18 protein-coding genes and 3 tRNA genes are annotated in these 15,590 nt (G+C 51.5%); 6 read left to right on the forward strand and 15 right to left on the reverse strand.

The window, feature by feature from the left end; genetic code table 11:
- Nucleotides 1-115 precede the first annotated feature (115 nt).
- The 5 genes from ABNT34_RS00285 to dnaQ all read right to left on the reverse strand — a co-directional run bounded on the left by ABNT34_RS00285 (nt 116) and on the right by dnaQ (nt 2,741).
- Nucleotides 116-191 (reverse strand) — tRNA-Glu (locus ABNT34_RS00285).
- A gap of 37 nt (nt 192-228) precedes the next feature.
- Nucleotides 229-304, reverse strand: a tRNA-Ala gene (locus ABNT34_RS00290).
- A gap of 65 nt (nt 305-369) precedes the next feature.
- Nucleotides 370-446 (reverse strand) — tRNA-Asp (locus tag ABNT34_RS00295).
- Between the two features lie 106 nt (nt 447-552).
- On the reverse strand, nt 553-2,052 hold the full coding sequence (locus ABNT34_RS00300; RefSeq protein ID WP_348727717.1) for a TIGR03503 family protein: 1,500 nt from the start codon (nt 2,050-2,052) through the stop codon (nt 553-555).
- Nucleotides 2,040-2,741, reverse strand: a complete 702-nt coding sequence (gene dnaQ, locus ABNT34_RS00305) for a DNA polymerase III subunit epsilon (protein ID WP_348727719.1) — start codon at nt 2,739-2,741, stop codon at nt 2,040-2,042. The genes ABNT34_RS00300 and dnaQ overlap by 13 nt, the downstream gene beginning before the upstream one ends.
- 65 nt (nt 2,742-2,806) lie before the next feature.
- On the opposite strand from dnaQ, the gene rnhA reads away from it, so the two are divergent.
- Nucleotides 2,807-3,274 (forward strand): ribonuclease HI, encoded by a 468-nt coding sequence (rnhA, locus tag ABNT34_RS00310; RefSeq protein WP_348727721.1) that lies wholly within the window; start codon nt 2,807-2,809, stop codon nt 3,272-3,274.
- Between the two features lie 30 nt (nt 3,275-3,304).
- Here the strand turns inward: rnhA and ABNT34_RS00315 are convergent, their stop codons facing one another.
- Both ABNT34_RS00315 and ABNT34_RS00320 read right to left on the reverse strand, forming a co-directional pair.
- Entirely contained in the window at nt 3,305-3,520 is a 216-nt protein-coding gene (locus tag ABNT34_RS00315) for a DUF2892 domain-containing protein (protein WP_348727723.1), read from the reverse strand.
- A 74-nt stretch (nt 3,521-3,594) separates the two neighbouring features.
- Nucleotides 3,595-4,338: a sulfite exporter TauE/SafE family protein gene (locus ABNT34_RS00320; protein WP_348727725.1), complete on the reverse strand. Its 744-nt coding sequence runs from the start codon at nt 4,336-4,338 to the stop codon at nt 3,595-3,597.
- A gap of 165 nt (nt 4,339-4,503) precedes the next feature.
- Between ABNT34_RS00320 and ABNT34_RS00325 the strand changes: the two genes are divergently transcribed.
- Nucleotides 4,504-5,271 (forward strand): glycosyltransferase family 25 protein, encoded by a 768-nt coding sequence (locus ABNT34_RS00325; RefSeq protein WP_348727727.1) that lies wholly within the window; start codon nt 4,504-4,506, stop codon nt 5,269-5,271.
- Nucleotides 5,272-5,479: 208 nt separating this feature from the next.
- Nucleotides 5,480-6,112 carry a beta/gamma crystallin-related protein gene (locus tag ABNT34_RS00330; protein ID WP_348727729.1) on the forward strand — a complete coding sequence of 211 codons (633 nt, stop codon included), beginning with the start codon at nt 5,480-5,482 and terminating at the stop codon, nt 6,110-6,112.
- 72 nt (nt 6,113-6,184) lie between these two features.
- On the opposite strand, the gene ABNT34_RS00335 is transcribed toward ABNT34_RS00330, so the two are convergent.
- A complete protein-coding gene (locus ABNT34_RS00335) occupies nt 6,185-6,742 on the reverse strand; it encodes a glutathione peroxidase (protein WP_348727730.1) in 558 nt (185 codons plus the stop codon).
- A 268-nt stretch (nt 6,743-7,010) separates the two neighbouring features.
- Between ABNT34_RS00335 and ABNT34_RS00340 the strand changes: the two genes are divergently transcribed.
- Nucleotides 7,011-7,214, forward strand: coding sequence for a hypothetical protein (locus ABNT34_RS00340; protein ID WP_208932464.1), 204 nt, complete (start codon nt 7,011-7,013; stop codon nt 7,212-7,214).
- A 113-nt stretch (nt 7,215-7,327) separates the two neighbouring features.
- On the opposite strand, the gene ABNT34_RS00345 is transcribed toward ABNT34_RS00340, so the two are convergent.
- The 3 genes from ABNT34_RS00345 to ABNT34_RS00355 are packed head-to-tail and all read right to left on the reverse strand — an operon-like array spanning nt 7,328 to nt 9,311.
- A complete protein-coding gene (locus tag ABNT34_RS00345) occupies nt 7,328-8,128 on the reverse strand; it encodes a DUF4198 domain-containing protein (protein WP_348727732.1) in 801 nt (266 codons plus the stop codon).
- A 30-nt stretch (nt 8,129-8,158) separates the two neighbouring features.
- On the reverse strand, nt 8,159-8,656 hold the full coding sequence (locus tag ABNT34_RS00350) for a DUF2271 domain-containing protein (RefSeq protein WP_348727734.1): 498 nt from the start codon (nt 8,654-8,656) through the stop codon (nt 8,159-8,161).
- Nucleotides 8,657-8,711: 55 nt separating this feature from the next.
- Nucleotides 8,712-9,311, reverse strand: coding sequence for a PepSY-associated TM helix domain-containing protein (locus ABNT34_RS00355; RefSeq protein ID WP_348727736.1), 600 nt, complete (start codon nt 9,309-9,311; stop codon nt 8,712-8,714).
- Nucleotides 9,312-9,448: 137 nt separating this feature from the next.
- On the opposite strand from ABNT34_RS00355, the gene ABNT34_RS00360 reads away from it, so the two are divergent.
- Entirely contained in the window at nt 9,449-10,180 is a 732-nt protein-coding gene (locus ABNT34_RS00360) for a hypothetical protein (protein ID WP_348727738.1), read from the forward strand.
- Between the two features lie 72 nt (nt 10,181-10,252).
- Here the strand turns inward: ABNT34_RS00360 and ABNT34_RS00365 are convergent, their stop codons facing one another.
- Entirely contained in the window at nt 10,253-10,606 is a 354-nt protein-coding gene (locus ABNT34_RS00365; protein WP_348727740.1) for a DUF2750 domain-containing protein, read from the reverse strand.
- Nucleotides 10,607-10,795: 189 nt separating this feature from the next.
- Between ABNT34_RS00365 and ettA the strand changes: the two genes are divergently transcribed.
- The gene (gene ettA, locus ABNT34_RS00370) at nt 10,796-12,457 is read left to right on the forward strand and encodes an energy-dependent translational throttle protein EttA (protein WP_348727742.1); all 1,662 of its coding nucleotides are present in this window, start codon (nt 10,796-10,798) and stop codon (nt 12,455-12,457) included.
- A gap of 73 nt (nt 12,458-12,530) precedes the next feature.
- Here ettA and ABNT34_RS00375 read toward each other — a convergent pair whose 3' ends face one another.
- From ABNT34_RS00375 to ABNT34_RS00385, 3 genes are all read right to left on the reverse strand, one after another.
- Nucleotides 12,531-13,307: a transporter substrate-binding domain-containing protein gene (locus tag ABNT34_RS00375; RefSeq protein WP_348727744.1), complete on the reverse strand. Its 777-nt coding sequence runs from the start codon at nt 13,305-13,307 to the stop codon at nt 12,531-12,533.
- A 118-nt stretch (nt 13,308-13,425) separates the two neighbouring features.
- The gene (locus ABNT34_RS00380; RefSeq protein WP_348727746.1) at nt 13,426-14,616 is read right to left on the reverse strand and encodes an amino acid aminotransferase; all 1,191 of its coding nucleotides are present in this window, start codon (nt 14,614-14,616) and stop codon (nt 13,426-13,428) included.
- A 90-nt stretch (nt 14,617-14,706) separates the two neighbouring features.
- Entirely contained in the window at nt 14,707-15,384 is a 678-nt protein-coding gene (locus tag ABNT34_RS00385) for a histidine kinase (protein WP_348727748.1), read from the reverse strand.
- Between the last annotated feature and the right edge of the window lie 206 nt (nt 15,385-15,590).

Genomic DNA, 15,590 nt, shown 5'->3' on the forward strand with positions numbered 1-15,590 from the left:
CGGGACTCGAACCCGCGACCCCCGGCGTGACAGGCCGGTATTCTAACCAACTGAACTACCACTCCTGGTAGATAGCTTTCGCTTGCACCTCAGACACAAGCCAAGCGCTACAACTTGGCGACCCTACGGGGATTCGAACCCCGGTACTCACCGTGAAAGGGTGATGTCCTAGGCCTCTAGACGATGGGGTCAAAACCTTGGAACTAACCGAACTACTACTGACAATTTTGGTGGAGGTAAACGGGATCGAACCGATGACCTCTTGCATGCCATGCAAGCGCTCTCCCAGCTGAGCTATACCCCCAAAACTTCTTTGGCTTGCGCCGAAGAAAAACCTTTGCACTGGAAACACCTGCAAAGGCTTGTGACTGGCGGAGTGGACGGGACTCGAACCCGCGACCCCCGGCGTGACAGGCCGGTATTCTAACCGACTGAACTACCGCTCCAAGCCTTACATTGCAGCATATCAGTTGGGGATGCTGCGTTGCGGCGGGAATAATACGGTTCTGCCCCAGACCCGTCAACTTCTTTTTTGCCGGATTTGGCTAAAGCTTAATCATCCGGTAACGAAAGGTCCAAAATATCGTCAGAGGCTTTGTTTTTCGGTGATTTTTTCACCGCTGCAGCGGTTTCAGCCGCAGCAGCCGGACTTAATTCAGTGCTAACAGATGCCAGATCTTCGGCAGCGGCTTTTTTTCGACGCAGCAACGCTGCCGGATTCAGTTTGGCCATTAACATGCTGAAGGCCCGCTGCGCATTCTGATTCATCGTCAGCAAAATGGCACCGCCCCCCCCAATTAAAATCAGCAGATTCACCCCAATCACCAGTCCCAGTGGAAATTCAGCCGGCGGTTCTGCTGGCACTTCGGCTACAACTTTTGCCTTGTCCGGTTGAGGTGTACTTGCCGCAGTGGAAGACGCTGCAGCAGGATCTGCAACCGGAACTTCCGGCACCGCGATTTTCGGGCCGACGGCGGCAAAAGTATATTCCGGCAGACTAATCACCACGTCGCGGCCATTTTTGGTTTTAGCAAAAATCATCTGTTCAATGCGATAAGTACCAACACCGGCATTAGCCACACGCAATACGCGTTTATCACCTTGTTGCTCGCCGAGGGAAAAACTCTGTACTTCCCCGTTCGGGTAACGCAACCGGCCTTGCACTATTAAGGTATCTGGATTAACCGGCCCTTCGGTCACCTGATAAATCACCTGATGCGGTTCGTCCGGCTTCAGGCTTTCTACAGATTCGGTTTTGATCGGTGTACGCACCACCAGCACCGGGTCTTGCATCAGCTCCCGCGTGTAAAGTGGTGTTTTTACCAGATATTTGGGCAACCACTCCCCTGCCTGTACTTTTAAATTAAATTCACCAGTGAAAATGGCGTCGCGTGGTCTCTCGTCGTAATTTTTACCATCGTCGGCAAAAGTGGCAAAATTCAACACCGTGGCATTGGTATTGTCGTAACCGGGCTTTTGCGTACTAAACAACAACACATCCAGCTGCAGGATATCGCGGAAATCTTTGACATTAACTGGCTTGCCGCCGTTACTGAGCCTTGCAGTCACTTTAAAAATTTCGCCAACCATCAGATCTTTTGGCAGCGCATCGACGTCCAGACCAATGTCGGTCAGTACCATAATGCGGCTTTCCGGCAAAATTTCGCCAATCGCCTGCCAGGGGCCTGGCGTGGGTTTGGTCATTTTAATCAGGTCGTAGGTTTTATCGTCAAACCACTGCATACCATTGTCTTTGGCAGTACGCGCATAAACTTTGCTGCCATCCGGCCGCACCAGCACCACGGACGGCGCACCTTTTTTGCGGAAAAACACCAGCGTCACTTCATCGACGGCATAATCAATGCGAAAACGATTGCCAAGCAGCGGGATGCTATTAGTACCGGCAATGTCTTTCAGTTCCGTGATGACCTGTTTTTCTGCAGGCGCTTTCGCTTTGGTTTCAGCTGCAGCGCTGCTGGTTTGAGCAAACGCATGCGGCGCCAATAACGCTACACTAACCCACAACAACGATAGCCACTTTAACTGCGCCACAGGCAAGACCCACCTTTTTTCTGCACCAAATCCAACCGTTTTTCATGCGCAGCCAGTTCGTCCGCGCTGGCGCTGACCACTTTTAGCGCCCCACGCCGTACCAGCCCGATTTGCTGCTGATTATTTTGTTCATTGCCGCTATTGCTGGCCAGATTCAGGCTGACCTGACCGCCGGTCATCGCCAGATAAACGTCGGCCAGAATTTCGGCATCGAGTAAAGCGCCGTGGAAAGTCCGGTGGCTGTTAATAATGTCGTAACGACGGCACAAGGCATCGAGGTTGTTTTTCTGGCCCGGGTGTAAATCCCGCGCCAGCTTCAGCGTGTCGAGAATGGCACAAACGCTGTCGACCGGCGGCAACGGCTCCGCCAGCAATTTAAATTCGTGATTAATAAAGCCGACGTCGAACGCGGCATTGTGGATCACCAGCTCGGCGCCCTGCACATAGTCAAAAAACTGTTGGGCAATATCGCGGAAGCGTTGTTTGTCGGCGACAAATTCGTTGGTGATGCCGTGGATATTAATCGCTTCCTGTTCGATAAACCGGTCCGGGTTTAAATACACATGGAAGTTATTGCCGGTCAGCCGGCGATTGAACATCTCAACGCAACCGATCTCAATGATGCGGTGGCCTTCCTGCGGGTTGATACCAGTGGTTTCGGTATCGAGGATGATCTGACGTTTTGCCATGAGGAATCGTTTTTCAGCACTTTTTGCGTTAGAGTATACGCCGTTGTGATAGCTGGGAAGTCTTGATGCATAAAACTGTTGAAATCTACACCGATGGCTCTTGCCTCGGCAATCCGGGTCCGGGTGGTTATGGTGTAGTGATGAAGTATCAGCAGCATGTCAAAGAGTTATCCGGCGGCTATATCGAGACCACCAACAACCGGATGGAGCTGATGGCGGCCATTGCCGCGCTGGAAAGTCTGAAGCGCCCCTGCTCTGTCGATATCTCCACCGACAGCCAGTATGTCCGTCAGGGCATCACGCAGTGGCTGGTGAACTGGAAGCGCAATAACTGGCGCACCGCCGCGAAAGAACCAGTGAAAAACAAAGATTTATGGCAACGGCTGGATGCAGCTTGTCAGAGCCACGACATTCGCTGGCACTGGGTCAAGGGCCATGCCGGTCATCCGGAAAACGAACGCTGCGATGTGTTAGCGCGCGAAGCGGCCACCCATCAGGCGACACAACCAGATCCGGGTTTTAGCCGAACCTGATTGACTTCGACTATTACCGCACACTCATTCTCAGCGCACGGTACAAGCTTGTTGCGCTTCGGTTTTCAGCCCCAGTTTTTTCATTACCATTACCGCCGGGCAAAAACCGGTGAAGGCGCTTTGGATCATATTGGCGCCGACAAACAACGTCAGCCAGACAAAGTTCGGGTGCACATAGTAAGTCAGCAACACCGACAGCAACACCATAGAGCCGGCAAACACTAATAAAGCTCTTTCGACCGTCATAACCACCTCCAGTAAATTAATTATTTCTAATATACAAGATACATTGATAGTTGTCGCACACAGCCAACATCGGCTTAGCGCCAGTGCTGTAGTACTAAACTGACAGCCAACACTGGTAAAAACAACGCAAAGGCACGCCGGAACCAACGCTGTGGCAAATATTGCAGCGCCAGCAAACCCAATAAACTACCGACCACACCAATCAGGCCAAAGCTGCCGACCAGCCACAAATCCGGTCGGAGCTGTGGCTGACTGAACCACAAACTGACAAAACCGCTACCACTTTGCAAAAACACCAGCGCCAGGCTGGTTGCGACCACCCGCTGTGAGGACAGGTCGCTAATCGCCAGCAATAGCGGCACCAGTAAAAACCCACCGCCAACACCAACCAAACCAGTGATAAGGCCAAGCGCAGTGCCTGCCAGCATCACTTGCCAGACCTGCGGTAGCTGGAATTGCCAGGGCTGTGCGCGCCACATATTGACACTGCTCAGCAGCATCAAAGCTGCCAGAATCAACAACTGCAATAATGCCGGCAACCACTGACTGACATAACCGCCCAGCGCCGCCCCCGCCATGCCGGGCAACGCCAGTTGCGCCAGCAAAGTACCAGCCACCTGACGACGCCAGATATAAGGCAACACAGCACCCAGACTAATCAAGGCCACCACACCAAGCGCAGTGCTGATCGCCAGCTTTTCCGGCATATCGAGCAGAAATATCAGCACAGGCACCGTTAAAATAGAACCACCGGAGCCGAAAAGGCCAAGTGTAATGCCAATCAGCAAAGCTGCCAGCAACGGCATAGTCCAGCTCATGGCAGCTCCTTATTTCATTAAGTTCTATGCTAATAACTAAAACCAATGTTAAGGCAGTCCCCGGTAGAACTCAAGCCATGCAAAATTAGTGAGACGTAAATTACGTGGAGTGCCTGGTTGAATTTGCTTACACTAGCGCTTTTGTAGTTTGCCGCAGGACCATCCATGACTTCAGCCACCATCGCTCAAATCCCAGTGTTTATCATCAACTTGGACAGCTCGCCTGAGCGTTTTGTCCATGCTGAGCAACAATTACAGGCGCTGGGGATCCAACCGCAGCGTTTTCGCGGGGTTTATGGCAAAGACTTAAGCCCGGCAGAAGTCGACGCCTGTTACGACAAAAGCGCCAACCTGCAGTATTTCCGCCGTTCTCTGTCCCCGGGTGAAATTGGTTGTTATTTATCGCATCGCGGTGTGTGGCAATTGATGGTTGAGCAGAATATTGAAGTGGCCATAGTGCTGGAAGATGACATTGACGTAGATGCCCGCTTTGCTGACGCCCTCGCGCAAATAAGCCGGCTGAGTGGTTGGGACCATATTAAACTTTCAGACGACCGGGACACGCCGGCTTTTGCCCGTAAAGCGCTGGATAACGGTTTTGAACTGGTGAATTTTAAGCGCGTCCCTAACTGCGCCACCGGCTATGCCATGAGTTTAAGCGGCGCAAAAAAATTACTGCAACGCGACAAATTTTTCCGCCCGGTTGATTTGGATTTGCAGTTTGGCGCCGAACTCGACTTACAGCTGTTTTCGTTATTGCCCTACACCATCTGGCCATCAACGAAATTCGACAGTGTGATCAACCAAATCAGTGGCGGCAGCCGCAAAGGCGATACCACAGCGCTGCGTAATCTGAAATACCGCCTGCAAGTGGCCTGGCAACGTTGGCGTTATATCTCTGGCAACTTAAGTAAAATCAATAACCTAATTTAACTTTGCCATTAAATAACAAAAATGAGGGTCACCACGCCCTCGTTTTGATTTATGTCTACACGAATCCGACGTTGCTTGCCCTTTAGATCGTTAAAAACCGAAAAAATCACATTTTTATCACTTTTAAGTAAAAAATATACAACCCAAATCCTTCAGGATAGCAGGGCCATTTCTGGCATGTTTTCATATGTTTAAAAGGAAACTTAACATGAAAAGAACACTTTTGACGGCGCTGACACTGCTAACCGCTTCGGCCCAGGCAGGAGTAACCATTTATCAGCACGGCAACTATGGGGGCGCTGCCAAATATATTGCTAGTGGTGAAATGATTGACGGCTTAAAAGAAAACAACGTTTTTGATAATGATGCGATATCTTCACTAAAGGTGGAGAGTGGCACATGCGTTGTCCTGTATCAAAACTCTGGATATGGCTCCACTGCAAAATACTTTTCCGCTGGCAATTATGCAGACCTCGGCCAATACAGCTTTAATGATCAGGCAAGTTCCATTCAGGTGTTCCAGCACTATCGGTGCGATAGCGAAATCATGACTCATTTCTATTTTGACGCTAACTACAATTCAATCGCCTTTGCATTACCACCAAATGGGCTGCATCGGGATTTAGGCACTGGAAATTGGAACATCCGAAAAGGCAGACTTGAGCATGCGAACGATTATATCAGTTCAGTTCGAGTTGGTTCCGGGTCCTGTGTCTATCTTTATGAACACAATCACTTTGAGGGAGCATTTAAAAAATTCGGCTCAAATGTACCTGATTTAGTTCCGCACAATTTTAATGATATTACAACTTCAGTACGAGTCGAAGACGGACCTTGTTAAGCTAAATCTGTCAGAGTTATCGCTACTTGAGACCAGCAGTAGTATTGCTGCTGGTCTCAACAATTCAACAAATCACTGCGCCAGCATCTTCTCCAGTTCCGCAATAAAGGCTGGATCATCCGGTGTTACTTTGCTGCCAAAATGCTTCACTGTGGTCTCGCCTTTGCTGACCAGATACTTGTTAAAGTTCCAGCTGGGTTTTTCGCCGGTTTTGGCGATTAAGGCTTTGAATACCGGATTGGCGTCGTCACCGCGCACCGGGCTGGTGGAGAACATCGGGAACTTCACGCCGTAGTTGATGTAACAGACTTCAGCGGTTTTGGCTTCGTCATTATGTTCCTGCATAAAATCGTCGGACGGAAAGCCTAAAACTACCAGACCTTTGCTGGCATACTTCTCAGACAACGCCTGTAATGCTTTGAATTGTGGGGTAAAACCACATTTGCTGGCGGTATTAACTATCAGCAACGTTTTGTCCTGAAAGGACTCACATAAATCGACGGTTTCTTTACTGCGCAGTTGCTGCATCGAATGATTCAGCACATCACCACACTGAGCTGCAGCCGCTTGGCTACTGACGAAACCCAAACCAAGCACCGATAACAAAGACACTAACTTTAAAACACGCATACACCCTCCTTTTTTTCTGATGATACGCTGAATTGCGAAAAAAGATCCTTGCCACAACCCCGCATTGTTTAAATTTTCAGCGAACGATCTGACAGATCTTGGTCTGGATCCGACCAGCCGGAGCTGAACTGCGATAAAGAGCAACTACTTAGCGTGTCGATAAATTTAATTTATTGAAACGATAAAAATAAATCTCTTTAGCAGTCTCTGAAATAGGACTAAAACGAGGGCGGCTCGAAAAAAGAATAACATAGGGAAGTCGCACAAAATGGCCGAAATGATTGCAGGGGACTACGGCACTGCCGATGCAGGCGCCGACATCAAGCTGGCAAAGATCAGCAATAAAGACGCTAAAAACAAACATAAAACAGAAGCCAGACGCCGGATCGATGATCTGATGGAGCAAAAACGCTTACGGCAGATGTTGGATTTGGATGACGAAGATGAGCTGGAAATCGACCTGGTCGGTTAAACAGTAACAGTAGATGTGAACACATCGCTGGTTAAAAAGAGGAGCTGTGCTCCTCTTTTTCTTTTTGTGCTTTCCGCGGCGCCTACAAGGCGCCGGCGCCGCAGGCCTTGCTATTAAGGCAATGCCGCTTCAAAACTCAAGGTAAAACCTTCGCGGATTTTGTCGGCTTTATCAGACTTCAACGCGGCCTCGGCCGACGCTTCCAGCAAATAACGCCCGGCATCGGCTGGTGTGAAACTGAACTGGCCAGCTTTGTCCGTCACCAAGTGCTGACGCGCCGGATCATTGCGATACAGTTCACCGTCAAACGACAGATCAGCTTTGACACCTTCAACCGGCTTGCCGTTCAGCGTTAAAGTTACAGTCACAGCTTCGCCGGCAACAATGTCGGCTGGGTGGCGGTCAAAGCTGAATTCCAGCCCCTGCCCTGTGGTTTTCAGCACTGTGTCAGTCGGGCCATTCACAGTCACAAAAGCCATGGCACGGTTGCGGCCCTGTGTGGTCACCACGTCTGTCGCATCTTTTGGTAACTCTTTCGCGGCTTTTTGCTTATCACCCATCAGGCGTTTTTGCTCGCCACCCACTTTATAGCTGGTGAAATAACGCGGCTGACCGCCCATTTCCAGCCGGTAAGTGCCGGCGACGCTCAGCTCAACATCGGCAATCGACTTACGTTTCCCCTGCGCCGCAGAGGCAGCTTTTGCCACAGTACCGTCTGGCAGCACCACTTTAAAACCATCGACACCAACACCTTTGTCGGCCTGAAACGTCATATTGCTGGCGAATAAATCAACTGTGACAAAACCGCCGGTTTTTGACTGCACATAATGGCTTGGCACCACGTTCATGGTGTGGGCCAGTGCGGAGGACGCAGCAAACAACGCGCTCAGAGTGAATAAATGAACTGTTTTCATTGGATATTTCCTTGCTAAAAATGGACGCTGTTATGGCGCTTTGCGGTTCAGTTGAACCTCACCGATTTCGTTACCGGCCGCAACTGTCAGGGTGATGGCACTGCCATCCCAGTTGAATTTCTGCTTCACCAGCTGCCGGCCGCCATGTTCGCGCGCCGCTTCAATCACCAGCTGATATGCCCCGTTTGGAACCGCCGCACCTTTATCGTCTTTACCGTCCCAGCGCAGCTGATAAGCGCCCGGGCCTTTAGTTGCGCCAGTGCGGGCGTCCACCAACGGCTGATCAGAGCGGCCTGTTTTGCGCCAGAACCGGCGTAAATCTTTGATCCAATCCGGCTTTTCCCGCCAAATTTCAATTAAACGCACCGACTTTTCGCTGCTGTCTTCGACCCAGACCGCCACATAAGGCCGGTGATATTGGCCTTCGCTGATTTTTGGCAGCTGTAACGAGATCTCCAGATCACTGGCTGTGGCCGGCATGCTAAAACCTAAAGCCAGCATCAGTGCCACACTGCATGTTTTTTTCAACGCCCTACTCTCCTTTTCACCACTTCACACCGCCTGCAGATCAACATCAGATCCATCAGTGCAGTGCCGCCAGATAGACCAACAACATCACACCGGCACCGGTCAGTGCACACTGCACGCCCCACCAGCGCCTGCCGGGCTGTCGCCACAACAAATAAAAACCACTGAACGCAAACAACAAACAAGCAACCGCCACGACATCAATCAGCCATTTCCACGCCGTGCCGGCGTAACGGCCTTTGTGCAGGTCATTAAGCAGCGCCAGATAACCACCGAATTCACGTGACAACTCCACAGTGCCGCTTTCCAGCTCAATCTGCGCATTGGCAAAACCGGCCGGCTGCTTAAAATCGAGTTCCAGCAGCCGCTCGTCAGCATCATAAACAAAGGCAAATACAGCGCCCTGCACCTGATGCTCGGTGCGCAACCAATCGGCGATTTGTTGCGCCTGTGCCGCCTGCTGCAGCTGGTCATCGCTAAATTCCAGCGCAGCCAACTGCGCCGGCAGCTGTAGCTGCACGCTGTCACTTTGTTTACCGGCATCCAGTTGCCAGTCCGGATGATTCAGCGTGATACCTGTCAGGGCAAAAAATACAAACACCACCAGCACGGCCATCGACACATAAATGTGCAACCAACGCAGAAAACGGGACAAAGCACTACCTCCGGTTAAAACTGGCCTGAATGTTACTGAGATTCATTCTTATTTGCAACAATGCCAATGTAAAGAGCATGCAAAGACTGCTGAACTGACGCATGATGTTGGTAGATAGTCAGCCATGGAATTCGACGATGTCAGATCTGCACACCGAAGCACTACGCCAGTTACAACATCAGCTGGTGTTACTGCAACAGGCGATGGGCCGGCAACAGCGCGGCGCGGTCATTGTGTTGGAAGGGCCGGATGCGGCTGGTAAAGGCGGGATCATCCGCCGGCTCGGCTGGTGTCTGGACCCGCGTTGGTTGCATGTCTGGCCGACCAATGCGCCGAACGATGCCGAACGCAGTCAACATTGGTTGCAGCGTTTCTGGCAACGGCTACCGCAACAAGGCCATTGGGCAGTGTTTGACCGTTCCTGGTATGGCCGGGTACTGGTCGAACGGGTCGAGCAGCTGGCAGATGACAATGCCTGGCTGCGGGCTTATGACCAAATCAATGCCTTTGAACAGATGTTGCAACAAGAGGGATTTGTGCTGGTGAAAATATGGCTCGATATCAGCGCCGACACCCAGTTGCGCCGTTTCACCGAGCGTTATCTGGACCCGGCCAAACAATGGAAACTCACCGCTGAGGATATCCGCAACCGGGCGCGCTGGGATGACTACATAGTGGCACGCGATGAAATGTTTAGCCGCACTTCGACACCAGAGGCGCCCTGGCATTGTATCGACGCCAATGATAAACATCAGGCGCGACTGGCGGTATTCCAGCTATTGCTGCAGGAATTCAGTCGCGACCTGCAGGTGCTGCCGGCGGCATTACCCCAAGCAGTGGAGGACTTTTTTGCCGGTGCGGCAAAGTGAACCTTGGTGCAAAGCAGAGCATAAAATAACAAAAACCCGGTAAAGACCGGGTTTTTGCTGTATCGAACAGAATTATTGCAGCTGCGACAGCGCTTCTAGGATTTCGCGTGGCTCCACTTCCGGGCCGTTTAATTCGCTGTCCCAGTTGGTGCCAATCAGCACACCGTCGTCATACATTTCTTTTAACCAGCCGTCGCAGAAAATATCCAGCGGAATAGCTTCTGGTTTGTACTCGGCCCACTCTTCGCTGCAATGTGCCTGTGCTGCGGCTTGATTGGACCAGAATGGCATCACGTCGGTGTCTTCAAATTCTACCGATTCGACTACCAGCAAATCTTCGCCATGTGCCAGCACCCAAACTTGTGCTTCTGAGCGCGCTTCGGCGATAAAGCCCTGAAATACCGGATCGTGTGCATATTCAGCCATGAGTGAAGTCCTGTGTTGGGTCGCCGGAGCGGGAATGTCCGGCTGTGCTTAAAAGATTATCCCAGAAGCTTTGCCACTTGGCATCGGAAATTTTTGCATCTGGTTGAATTTGTCATGGTGGCAGGTTCCCGCCAGTCCGAAAAATAACGTACAATTTGGGCCAATCTTTCTCAAGGAGCAGCAAGACTCATGGCTCAATACATTTATTCAATGTATCGGATGTCGAAGGTAGTTCCACCTAAGCGTACGATTTTAAAAGACATTTCATTATCGTTTTTCCCTGGCGCCAAAATCGGTGTACTGGGTTTAAACGGTTCCGGTAAATCCACCCTGCTGCGTATTATGGCTGGCGTCGACCAAGAGTTCGACGGTGAAGCCAAGCCATTAGCCGGCATCAACATCGGTTACCTGCCACAGGAACCGGTGCTCGATATGAGCAAAACCGTGCGCGAAGTGGTGGAAGAAGCCGTCGCCGACGTGAAAAACGCCTTTGCCCGCCTCGATGCCGTGTACGCTGCCTATGCCGACGAGAACGCAGATTTTGATGCGCTCGCCCGTGAACAGGGTGAGCTGGAAGCGATCATTCAGGCTAAAGATGGCCACAACCTCGACAATATTTTAGAACGCGCCGCTGATGCGCTGCGTCTGCCGCCGTGGGACGCTGAAATCAAAGTGTTGTCCGGTGGTGAACGCCGCCGCGTCGCCATTTGCCGCCTGCTGCTGGAAAAACCAGACATGCTGCTGCTGGACGAACCAACCAACCACTTAGACGCCGAATCTGTCGCCTGGCTGGAGCGTTTCCTGCACGATTACACCGGCACTGTGGTCGCTATCACCCACGACCGTTATTTCCTCGACAACGTTGCCGGCTGGATTTTAGAGCTGGACCGCGGCGAAGGTATTCCTTGGCAAGGCAACTACTCCAGCTGGCTGGAACAAAAAGAAGCCCGTCTGCAGCTGGAAGAGAAAACCGAAAACGCCCGTCAGCGTTCTATCAAACAAGAACTGGAATGGGTGCGCACCAATCCAAAAGGCCGCCATGCCAAGTCCAAAGCACGGATGGCGCGGTTTGAAGAACTTCAAAGCCAGGACTTCCAGAAACGCAACGAAACCAACGAGTTATTCATTCCGCCAGGACCACGTTTAGGCGACAAAGTGCTGGAAGTGAAAAACCTGCGTAAATCTTACGGCGACCGCGTGTTGATTGACGACTTAAGCTTCAGCGTGCCAAAAGGCGCTATCGTCGGCATTATCGGTGCCAACGGCGCTGGTAAATCGACACTGTTCCGGATGATCAGCGGCACTGAGCAGCCAGATGCCGGCACTATTGAAGTCGGTGAAACGGTGCAGCTGGCGAGCGTCGACCAGTTCCGCGACAACATGAATCCGAAAAATACCGTCTGGCAGGAAATTTCCAACGGTCAGGACATGCTGCAAATCGGCAACTTCACCATCCCAAGCCGGGCTTATGTCGGCCGCTTTAACTTCAAAGGCAACGACCAGCAGAAGTTTATCGGCGAATTGTCTGGTGGTGAGCGTAACCGCGTGCACCTGGCGGCCTTATTAAAAGCCGGCGGCAACATGCTGCTGCTCGACGAACCGACCAACGACTTAGACGTGGAAACACTGCGCGCCTTAGAAAACGCCTTGCTGGATTTCCCTGGCTGCGCCATGGTGATCTCGCACGACCGCTGGTTCCTCGACCGCATCGCCACGCACATCCTCGATTATCGCGACGAAGGCAAAGTGAACTTCTTCGAAGGCAACTATTCGGATTACGAAGCCTGGTTAAAAGCCACTTATGGTGCGCAGGCGTTAGAGCCGCACCGCATTAAGTACAAGAAGATTTAACGGCGAAAACTGTTGTGATAAAAAATCCCTGCTCTGGCAGGGATTTTTGTTATGGATGTAGGTGGCGCGGATGCTAATGGGCTTTGCTGACGCCTTGCCCCATCGCTTGCTGATAAGCGCTGCCACCTTCTATCTGCTGATAAGCCCGACGCAGCCGTTGTACCAGCGCTGGTGACGAGCCTTTTTTCAGGGCGATCCAGGTTTGTTGTTCCAGTTCTTGCGGGAAGAGCACAAACTCGACATCACTGCGCTCCAACTGATGTTGGTGCAACATATCGTCAATCGCCTGCGGGTCGTCGATCATCAGGTCCAGCTTGCCATTCACCAGTAAACGCCAGGTTTCCAGGACATCCGGTTGTAATTCGAGTTTCTGCGCGGGCTGCTTTGCGGCATTCTTAAGCCATTCGGCCGAGAAATCTTCGCGCTGCGCCCCGACTACATAATGTTTGATATCGGCCAACTGACTGATTTGAATATCATCACGTCGGCTCAGCTTTAACAAACCAAACTTGTAGCGGGTCACAATACCAATCCATTCAAACTGCGCCTCGCGCTCCGGTGTACGCGCCATGTTGTAAATCAGCACATCAGGCGTCGTTGCCGCAATACGAAAAGCCCGCGCCCAGGGATAGACCTCGTAACTTGCCGATAAGCCAGCCTGTTGCAGCAACTCTGCAACCACAGCAGTAGTAAGGCCACCGACTTTGCCGTTATCCACCGTCTGATGCGGTGGTGAAACTTCCAGCACCACCCGTAGCGGCTGCGCTGCAACTGCTGATTTGCTCAGCAACAGCCCCAACACTATGGCTGATACACTGCCCTGCCATCGCTTTACTGCCCAATGTCGCAACCTGTGCGCTCCGTGTTATCGCTTTGCTTTACCTTAAACAGCACAAAAAACAAAGGCAACCGTTAAGTTGCCTTTGTTGCAGTGATAAACAAGCCGGAGCTAATTTATTTCAGCACTTTTATTTAAGCACTGTGGCCACAGCTTTGGCGAAATAATCGATATTGCTGTGGTTCAGGCCAGCGATGCTGACGCGGCTTGAGCCGACCATATAAATACTGAACTCTTTACGCAGCCGCTCGATTTGTTCTTTGTTAATGCCCAGGAAGCTAAACATACCGTGCTGTTTGGTGATAAAGCTGAAATCCTGCTGCACACCTTCGGCTTGCAGCTTGTCGATAATCAGCTGACGGTAGTCGTTGATGCGGTTGCGCATCACGGCCAGTTCCTGATGCCACAGCGCAGTCAGTTCCGCGCTATCCAGAATATGGCTGACGATAATAGCGCCATGCGCCGGCGGCATTGAATAGATACTGCGCACCACGGCTAATAAGTTGGTGCGGGCAGTTTCCAGCATTTTATTGCTGTCGACGACCACAGAAACGGCGCCAATCCGCTCACGGTATAAACCGAAGTTTTTCGAACAAGACGTACAGAGGATCAGCTCTTCTACTTCGTTGGCCAGGTGACGCAGGCCTTGGGTGTCTTCATCGAGACCCAAACCAAAACCCTGATACGCCATATCCACCAACGGCGTGAAACCCCGTTCTTTCGCCAGTGCTGCAAACTTCTGCCACTGCGCAAAATTTAAATCCATGCCGCTTGGGTTATGGCAACAAGCGTGTACCAGCACCACGTCACCAGCCGGCACTGTCGCCAGATCAGCAAACATCGCGTCTTCTTTCAGGCCTTTAGTGTCGTAATCGTAATAAGCGTATTCTTTGACTTTGAGGCCAGCGGCCTGAAACATCGAAATATGGTTCGCCCAGGTTGGGCTGGTGACCCAGATAGTCGCATCCGGATTGGCTTTTTTGATAAATTCAGCAGCGACGCGCAGCGCACCAGTACCGCCTGGCGTGTGCGCCGTGGTGGTGCGGCCTTCCAGCAATACTTTATGCGGGCCAAATGCCAGTTTTTCGATATGGGCGTTAAAGCTTAAATCGCCAGCCATTCCGATGTAAGTTTTGCTGTCTTCGTGATCGAGCCGCAGTTTTTCCGCTTTTTTCACACATTCCAGCACAGCCGTGTGGCCCGCTTCGTCTTTGTAGACACCGACCCCCAAGTCCACTTTCAGTGGATTCGGATCTTCTTTGTACGCGGCCATTAAACCCAAAATCGGATCTGTCGCTACCGGCTGTAAACGAGAAAACATAAAGTGCTCACCTGTTACTGTTGCTGATACTGTTAAAAATTCTTTGGCTGCAGCATAACCCCAGCCTTGTTACGCGGTGGTCTGATGTTATCAGGCCAGCAGCGCCGGCAAAGTCAGTGCAACTGCAACCAGCAGTGCCAGCTCTTTGCCGTGAAATAAATTCTGTGCAAATGCTTCGGAATCGATGATGCCGATGACTGCGCCATCAGCACCAATCAGTGGCAAACAAGCTTCGGCCTGAACTTTCGGGTCACAAGTATAGTACTCGCCGCCTTTGGCCAGATATGCCGCCACATCATTGATGATGCGGCCCTGGCCCGACAACCCCACAGTGCTGTTATTGCTGATCGCAGCAAATTCGGCGGTCAATGGAAATTCGGCCCGGCTTTCGGCGCCAAAATAGGCCAGTTTCACCAACACAGTTTCACCGGCCGGATTCTTCCTGCGCTGATACACGCCAAACCAGTGGCTGGCGCTCTGCGCCTGATAAAACTGTACGACGGCAGTGACTTTGGCCAGCAATTGCAGATTGGCGTCAGTTTGACCACCTAAGATAGGGCTGAGGTCATAAGGTTCATCCGCCAGCTGACCAAACAACGAACAACTGCCGCCCTCGCCAAGCTCCGGCACCCGGAACTGCCATTGCACTGCGCTGGCAGGCGCTAATGCGGTGAGCTGCTGCTGATAATCTGCAACTTGCTGGTAAAACTCAGCGGAAATAGTATCGGGTTGCACATCACAGCGTGCGAGATAAGCTTGAATCGACATTTGAAGCAAAATAGCCGTCCAGATTTCTAAAAATGCCGCAGCAGTCTACCAGATTAAGACAAAAATCCAAGACTTTGCGGGGAAATTCAGCGTTTACGCCAGCAGCTGCGGTGAATGAAAACGGAAGCATTGCTGTGCGCCTTGTGTTGCATTATCTTGCCACGATTCCCGCCTGAACAACAGCGCATGACAAAACGGAACTAAGT

Origin of the sequence: Rheinheimera texasensis, from assembly GCF_964031785.1 — a bacterium.
GTDB classification, from domain to species: domain Bacteria; phylum Pseudomonadota; class Gammaproteobacteria; order Enterobacterales; family Alteromonadaceae; genus Pararheinheimera; species Pararheinheimera texasensis_A.